Here is a 7,115-nt window from a genome sequence, read left to right as displayed (position 1 = left end):
GCGCGTACTGGATCGATGAGCGATAGGAGCGAGACATGATCGGGCGGTTGAACCACGTGGCCATCGCGGTGCGCGACCTCGAAGCGGCCTGCGCCATCTATCGCGACACCCTCGGCGCCACGATCACCGAGCCGCTGCCACAGCCCGAGCACGGGGTCACCGTGGTGTTCGTCGAGCTGCCCAACAGCAAGATCGAACTCATGGCGCCGCTGGGCGAGAACTCGCCGGTGGAGAGCTTCGTCGCACGCAATCCGGGCGGCGGCGTGCACCATGTCTGCTACGAGGTCGACGACATCATCGTCGCCCGCGACAAGCTCAAGGCGCAGGGTGCGCGGGTGCTCGGCACCGGCGAGCCGCGTATCGGCGCCCACGGCAAGCCCGTGCTGTTCCTCCACCCCAAGGACTTCCTCGGCACCCTCGTCGAGCTGGAGCAGGTGTGAGCGACCTCATGCGAACCCTGACGGCGTCGACGGCACGCACGCTCGGCGCCGTCGCGATGCTCGGCGCCGTGACCGTGGCGATCGCGGTCGGCCTGTTCGGGCTCTCGATCGTGGGGGGTGTGGCGCTCTACTTCGTGATCTGGTGGACGCTGCTCTTCGCGGTCCTGCCGCTGCGCAACCAGGCCGAGACCGATCCGGACCGGATGGTGCCGGGCCAGGACCCCGGTGCTCCCGCTACGCCGCGGCTTCGCGAAAAGGCGATCTGGACGAGCCTCGTGGCCAGCCTCGTCTTCGTCGTCACCGTCGCGGTGCTGCCTCTCGCCGGCCTCTAGGTCGTTCGACCTTGGCCCGGATGCGCAAGAAGGCCGACCTGCCGACCAAGGTCTGCGCCCAGTGTGAGAAGCCATTCGCCTGGCGCAAGAAATGGGAGCGCGTCTGGAACGAGGTCCGCTACTGCTCGGACCGCTGCCGGGCCGAGGCAAAGCGGAAGGGGTGATCAGGCTCGCGCCAGATCCGCCGGCGTATCGATGTCCTGCCGCACTGCCTCGTCCATCGCGATCTCGACGACGTCGTGGCGCCCCGCAAGGAGCGGTCCGGCGCCATGGTCCCCCGTGAGGGAGGCGAGGCAGGACCCGAGCAGCGCCCGATTGATGAGCACCGGATTGCCGCGTCGTCCGGCATGGAGCGGGACGATCGCTGCCGGGCGAGGCACCGCTGCCCGGAAAGCCGCCGCGAGGCCGTGGAGATGGTCGGGGCGGATGCGCGGCATGTCGCCCAGCATGACGATGACGCCCGCGATGCCGGCGCCAAGCGCGTCGAGCCCGACCTGCAGGGATGTCGACAGTCCTTCGGTGTGAAGCGGGTTCTCGACGAGATCGAGGGCGAGCCCGCCGAGGGCGCCGCGGATGCGTAGGATCTCGGCACCGAGTACGACCACCACCGGCCCGAGCCCGCTCGCGAGGGCCGTCTCGGCGGCGTGGCGCACCAGGGGCTTGCCATCGAGGAGGCTCAGGAGTTTCGGCTCCGGCCCGAACCGGGTGCCGCGGCCGGCGCAGAGCAGCACGATCCCGATGGGCTCAGGCATCGTCGTCGGCGCTGTCGCCGCCGGCCCGCGGCTGGGGCCGCGAGATGATCTCGGTGAGGAGCCCGCCGACGCCCATGGCCACGATATCGGCCCGGCGCACGGCGAGGCCGGCGAGAAGCCGGTGCAGCACCCAGTCGAACCCGTTCTCCTTGGGCGAGCGGGCGCAGCCCGGTGCCCCGATCACCGGCACGCCGTCATACGAACCGATGAGCAGGAGATTGCCGGGGTCCACCGGCATCCCGAGATGGGCGACCTCGCCGCCGGCCCGTTCGATCCCGACGGGGATGACATCGCGCCTGTCGGCAATGGCCGAGGCGCCGAAGATCACCACGAGGTCGACATCGGTCAGGGCGGCGAGCGCACGCGTGACGGCGTCGGCCTCGTGCGGCACGCGAACCTCCGCGACGACGGCGGCGCCGGTCGGAGCGAGACGTTGGGCGAGGTTGCGCAGGGTCTTCTCCACCGTCGTGGATTTCAGGCCGGGCAGCATCGTCGAGATCACCGCGACACGCCGGAGCCGGTAGGGGACGACGCGCAGGGCCGGCTCGTGAGCCGCATGGCAGGCGCGCGAGAGGGCCGCGCCGGATACCCCGTAGGGAATGATCTTGACGGTCGCCACCATCTCGCCGGCGCTCACCGGCCTGAAGGCAGGAAGCGTCGCCAGCGTGATGCCCTCGTCGACGCCGTTGACCGCGTCGACGAGGGCGCGGTCGACGAGGAGGAGGCCGGCCGTCTCGGCGAACAGGTTGCAGCGTCCGGTAAACGGAGCCTCCCGGCGCAGGCCGTCACCGGCGATGCGTTCTGCAAGACGGGAGGCGGCCTCGTCCTCGCCGACGTCGCCGGGCTCGAGGGTGGCCGCCACGATGTCGCTCACGCCCGCCTCGCCGAGGCGTCGGGCATCGTCCGCCTCGACCCTGCGACCCTTGCGCAGGGTCGTCTCCTCCGTGCGGATGGTATGCGCCGCGATGAGGCCGGCCGCCTGCTCGATCGGGACGCGACCGAACTTCACGCGCCGCTCGTCGACGTTGCGCTCTTGCGCTGCCGCGTCACGATCTCCGCGAGGATCGAGACGGCGATCTCGGCCGGGCTAACGGCCCCGATATCGAGGCCGATCGGAGCGGCGATACGGCCGATCTCGTGCGCCGAGAAGCCGGCCTCAACCAGGCGCTCGACCCGGCGGGCATGGGTCTTTCGCGAGCCGAGCGCACCGACATAGAAGCACCCCGCCTTCAGCGCCGCGATCAGGGCGGGGTCGTCGATCTTCGGGTCGTGAGTGAGGGCTGCGAGGGCGCAGTAGCGGTCGAGGGGCGGCACGCTCGAAGCGAAGGCCTCGTCCGGCCATTGCGTCACCAGGGTCGTGCCGGGAAAGCGGTCCGGCGTCGCGAAGGCGGTGCGGGGATCGATCACGCTGACGGAGAGATCGAGCGCCGCCGCCATGGGACACAACGCCTGGCTGATATGGACGGCGCCGATCACGACGAGGCGCACCGGCGGGACCTGCACGGTGAGGAAGACCTGGCGCCCCTCGAGCTCGACGAGGCCGCTCCTGCCCGAGAGCAGATGCCGCCGGAGGAGGTCAGCGAGGGGATCGGCCGCGATCTCGGTCTCGCGGACCACGCGCTGCCTTCCATCGTCGAGGTCGGTGACCAGGATGGCGGCGCGGCGGGCGGCCCGCTCGGCATTCAGGATCTCGAGGCTGTCGAACTGCATCGGTGCCGGGCTCAGTCGATCCGTTCGACGAAGACGCGGATGCGCCCGCCGCAGGAGAGGCCGACCCGCCACGCGGTCTCGTCCGCGACCCCGAACTCGATCACCCGCGGGCGTCCATCGGCGATGGCCTCCAGCCCCTCGGTGATCACCGCGCCCTCGACGCAGCCGCCCGAGACCGAGCCGAGGAAGTTGCCGTCCTCGTCCACGACGAGATGGCTGCCCACCGGGCGGGGCGCCGAGCCCCAGGTCTCGACGACGGTGGCCAGCGCCACCTGCCGCCCGTCCCGGCGCCAGGATTCCGCGGCCTTGAGAATGTCGGTCTCGGCCGAGAGCATGGAAGCCTCCGAAGCGGTCCGAGCGGCGACCGTGAAGGGACAGTTAGGCCTTGGCCGGCCCAGGACAATCCGCTGACGGTGTTTCGGGGACGTCGAGGGTGCCGCTTCGCACGGCTCCGCTTCCGTCGGAGTCGGCGTCGGGGTAATCCAGGGGTGTCCGGGTTCGGGGGAGTGGTTCGGTCATGGCGATGTTCCCGTTGGCCGCGTTCCCGTTCGCCGTCCTGGCCATCATGCTGGCTTCGGTCGTCGGAGCCGAGGCGCAGATCAGGATCGGGCTCTCGGCGCCGCTCACCGGCCCCGATGCCGCCTTCGGTCAGGGCATGCGCGCGGCCGCCGAGCAGGCGGTGGCCGACCTCAACCGCGCCGGCGGCGTCGCCGGCCAGAAGCTCGCCCTCGTCGTGGCAGACGATTCCGGTGATGCGAAGCAGGGTCTCGCGGCGGTGAAGCGCCTGTCCGCCGAGAAGGTCGGCTTCGTGGTCGGGCCGCTCAACTCCTCCATCGCCGCGGTGGCCGTCCCGGCCTACGAGGCCGCGGGCATCGTCGTGGTGACGCCGGGGGCCTCCTGGGGTCCGCTGACCACCCGCGGGCACTGGAACGTCTTCCGGACCTGCGGCAGCGACCCCGAACAGGGACTTATCGCCGGTCTCTACCTAGGCCTATCGCGGGCGGCGCGTCGGCATCGTCCACGACAAGACGACGTTCGGCCGAGGGCTCGCCGACGAGGTCGTGCGCACGCTCAAGGCGGCGGGCGAAGCGGAGGCCGCCTTCGAGGGTTTCGACCGCGGCGAGCGCGACCTGTCCCGGCTCGTCGGGCGCCTCGCCCGCGCGCGGGTCGAGGTGGTCTATCTCGGCGGGCTCGCGGCGGACGCGGTCACGCTGGTCAGGGCTTTGCGCGGCGCCGGCCTCACCGCGCCGCTCGTCGGCAGCAACGGCCTCATCGACAGGGATTTCGTCGCCGAGGCCGAGGGCACGGTGATGACGGCGCCTCCGGAACCCCGCAGGCTGCCCGAGATCAAGGCGTCGGAGGTGCGCAATCCGGCCGGACGGCTGTTGCGCACGCCGGAGGCCGAGACCGTCGTCGGGCAGACCTATGCCGCCGTGGAGGTGCTGGTTCGCGCCATCGACGGAGCCAAGTCGACGGAGCCCCGCACCGTCGCGGCCTTCCTGCACACGGGCCAGCCGGTGAAGACCCTGATCGGCGATCTCGCCTACGACACGCAGGGGGACCTGCTCCGCTCAGGCTATGCACTCTATGCCTGGCGCCGCACCGGGGACGGCCGGATCGACTATCTCGGCCACCAGATCAACCCCTGAAGGCGGGACGAATCGCCAAGAATCCGCGTGCCGGCCATCTGTGAACCGCGTGATCTCGTAACCCTCTCGGGGAACCTGTCCCGGGACAGGCCGCTAAAAGCTTGCGTGGATACGGCGCGAACATTATGTGCAGGACACGCTTGCCGGTGATGCGCATCCGATCCGATCGGACCCGCCGCCTCCAGCGATTTGCTGAACGGGTCGATTGTGATGTCCCGGGTCGCCTGGTTAAGGCGTCCGGCTGGAGATGGTGAATGGCGAAAGAAGAGTTGATGCAGTTCGACGGTCTCGTGATCGAGATCCTGCCGGATGCCCGCTACCGCGTGCAGCTCGACCAGGGTCATGAGATCGTGGCCTACACGGCCGGCAAGATGAAGAAGAACCGCATCAAGACCCTGGCCGGGGACCGCGTCACCGTCGAGATGTCGCCCTACGACCTCGAGAAGGGCCGCCTCGTGTTCCGTCACAAGGACGAGCGCTCCGCCGGCCCACGCCCGCCCATCCGCGGCCAGTTCCGTCGGCGCTGAGCCGCGTTTTCAGCCACCGCGTTTCGTCACCCCAGAGCTTCCCCCGGATCTGGCCCTTTGGCCAGTCCGAGGATGTACTTCGTAAAACCCGCGACCCAGAAACACGGTTTCTGTTCCAGCTTGATATCGTCCGTCGCGATCACTTCCCGAACCGCTCAAATTTCGGGAAGCTCCGGGTCATCAGCGTGCCGGCATCGGCGCGGTGGCCCATCCAGCGCTCCAGCAGGGCGGCGTTGGCGAGCCGGACCTGACCGGCGCTGTCGCGCCACGGCAATCCCTCGCTCAAGGTGAAGACGTAGGCGTCGCTCAGCGTGCTCTGGCGGCAGCGCTGCAGGCGCACGCCCTTGCCGCGCACGAGTTCGGGCATCTCCGAGATCGGGAAGACCAGGAGCAGCCGGTCGGCGCTGCAGACCGCGACGTGGTCGCCGCCTTGCGCCGGCACCAGCAGCGCCGCCTTAGCCGGATCATCGAGGCCGACGACGCCCTTGCCCTTGCGGGTATTGGCGATGAGCGAGTCCGCCGGGGCGAGGAAGCCGCGGCCGTCGGTGGCCGCCAGCAGGAGCTTGCCGCCGGGCTGGTAGGGCAGGGCGGCCACGATCTCGGTGCCGTCGTCGAAATCTACCATCAGGCGGATCGGATCGCCGAAGCCGCGCCCGCCGGGGAGCTTGGCCGCCTCCAGGGTGAAGACCTTGCCGTCGGAGGCCAGCACGAGGATCTTGGCGGTGGTCTCGGTGAGGAAGCTGAGCCTGAGCGCGTCGTCGCCCCGGAAGGCGACGCCCGACAGGTCGGTGACGTGGCCCTTCAGCGCCCGGATCCAGCCCTTGGTCGAGACGATGACGGTGATCGGCTCGCGCTCGACCATGGCGGAGGTGAAGTCGATGCCGGTGGTGTCCGGCGGATCTTCGAGCGTGGTGCGGCGGCGGCCGACCTTGGTCTCGGGACCGAAGGTCTTCTTCACCGCGCGGATCTGCTGCGTGATCGACTTCCACTGCGCCGGTTCCGAGCCGAGCAGCGCCTCGATCTCGTCCTTCTCCGTCGTCAGCGCGCTCAGCTCGCGCTTCAGCTCCATCTCCTCGAGCCTGCGCAACGAGCGCAGCCGCGTGTCGAGGATCGCGTTGGCCTGGAGCTCGGTGAGCTCGAATCGCTTCATCAAGGATGGTTTCGGCTCGTCTTCCTCGCGGATGATGCGGATGACCTCGTCGAGGTCGAGATAGACGATGAGGAGGCCGCCGAGGATCTCGAGCCGGCGCTCGATCTGGGCCAGCCGATGGCGCGAGCGCCGCTGCAGCACGACGCGGCGGTGGTCGAGCCATTCGCGAAGCGCCTCTGCGAGGCCGATCACCCGCGGCACGAGTCCGCCGACCAGCACGTTCATGTTGAGCGGGATACGGGCTTCGAGCTCGGTGAGCCGGAACAGCGATTCCATCAGGATGACCGGATCGACGCTGCGCGAGCGTGGCTCCAGCACCACGCGAACGTCCTCGGCCGATTCGTCACGCACGTCGGCGAGCAGCGGCAGCTTCTTGTCCTGGAGAAGCTCGGCGAGTTTCTCGATCAGCCGGGCCTTCGGGATGCCGTAGGGGATCTCGGTGACGACGATGGTCCAGGTGCCGCGCCCGAGATCCTCCTTGGCCCAGCGGGCGCGAACCCGGAAGGCGCCGCGCCCGGTGCGGTAGGCCTCGGCGATCGAGTCCGCGCTGTCGAT

The 7,115-nt window shown here is 69.8% G+C and carries 10 protein-coding genes and 1 pseudogene; 6 read left to right on the top strand and 5 right to left on the bottom strand.

Going from position 1 to position 7,115, the window contains the following annotated elements; translation table 11 throughout:
- Positions 1-35: 35 nt before the first annotated feature.
- The 3 genes from mce to ACFE7U_RS11100 are packed head-to-tail and all read left to right on the top strand — an operon-like array spanning position 36 to position 936.
- Positions 36-440, top strand: a complete 405-nt coding sequence (mce, locus tag ACFE7U_RS11110) for a methylmalonyl-CoA epimerase (protein ID WP_375409785.1) — start codon at positions 36-38, stop codon at positions 438-440.
- Between the two features lie 8 nt (positions 441-448).
- A complete protein-coding gene (locus ACFE7U_RS11105; protein WP_375409784.1) occupies positions 449-772 on the top strand; it encodes a DUF1467 family protein in 324 nt (107 codons plus the stop codon).
- An 11-nt stretch (positions 773-783) separates the two neighbouring features.
- Positions 784-936, top strand: a complete 153-nt coding sequence (locus ACFE7U_RS11100; protein WP_375409783.1) for a DUF2256 domain-containing protein — start codon at positions 784-786, stop codon at positions 934-936.
- Here ACFE7U_RS11100 and ACFE7U_RS11095 read toward each other — a convergent pair whose 3' ends face one another.
- From ACFE7U_RS11095 to ACFE7U_RS11080, 4 genes are read right to left on the bottom strand one after another with little or no spacing between them, the layout of a single operon-like run.
- Complete coding sequence (locus tag ACFE7U_RS11095; protein WP_375409782.1) at positions 937-1,524, bottom strand: NTP transferase domain-containing protein; 588 nt, start codon at positions 1,522-1,524, stop codon at positions 937-939.
- The gene (locus tag ACFE7U_RS11090) at positions 1,517-2,533 is read right to left on the bottom strand and encodes a molybdopterin-binding protein (RefSeq protein WP_375409781.1); all 1,017 of its coding nucleotides are present in this window, start codon (positions 2,531-2,533) and stop codon (positions 1,517-1,519) included. Before ACFE7U_RS11090 ends, ACFE7U_RS11095 begins: the two co-directional genes overlap by 8 nt.
- On the bottom strand, positions 2,530-3,234 hold the full coding sequence (locus ACFE7U_RS11085; protein WP_375409780.1) for an XdhC family protein: 705 nt from the start codon (positions 3,232-3,234) through the stop codon (positions 2,530-2,532). The genes ACFE7U_RS11090 and ACFE7U_RS11085 overlap by 4 nt, the downstream gene beginning before the upstream one ends.
- An 11-nt stretch (positions 3,235-3,245) precedes the next feature.
- A complete protein-coding gene (locus ACFE7U_RS11080) occupies positions 3,246-3,569 on the bottom strand; it encodes an XdhC family protein (protein WP_375409779.1) in 324 nt (107 codons plus the stop codon).
- Positions 3,570-3,751: 182 nt separating this feature from the next.
- Here ACFE7U_RS11080 and ACFE7U_RS11075 point away from each other — a divergent pair.
- From ACFE7U_RS11075 to infA, 3 genes and pseudogenes are all read left to right on the top strand, one after another.
- Positions 3,752-4,132, top strand: a pseudogene (locus ACFE7U_RS11075) (ABC transporter substrate-binding protein); the annotation flags it as partial.
- 115 nt (positions 4,133-4,247) lie between these two features.
- On the top strand, positions 4,248-4,883 hold the full coding sequence (locus ACFE7U_RS11070) for an ABC transporter substrate-binding protein (RefSeq protein WP_375409800.1): 636 nt from the start codon (positions 4,248-4,250) through the stop codon (positions 4,881-4,883).
- A gap of 254 nt (positions 4,884-5,137) precedes the next feature.
- A complete protein-coding gene (infA, locus tag ACFE7U_RS11065) occupies positions 5,138-5,410 on the top strand; it encodes a translation initiation factor IF-1 (protein WP_055879197.1) in 273 nt (90 codons plus the stop codon).
- A 139-nt stretch (positions 5,411-5,549) separates the two neighbouring features.
- Here the strand turns inward: infA and ACFE7U_RS11060 are convergent.
- Positions 5,550-7,115, bottom strand: a 1,566-nt coding sequence (locus ACFE7U_RS11060) for a DNA gyrase subunit A (protein WP_375409778.1), incomplete at its 5' end; no start/stop codon positions are given.

Source organism: uncultured Methylobacterium sp., assembly GCF_964251405.1.
Lineage (GTDB): Bacteria > Pseudomonadota > Alphaproteobacteria > Rhizobiales > Beijerinckiaceae > Methylobacterium.
The sequence above is the reverse complement of the archived record's forward strand: the minus strand, read 5'-3'. Positions and strand labels throughout refer to the sequence as shown.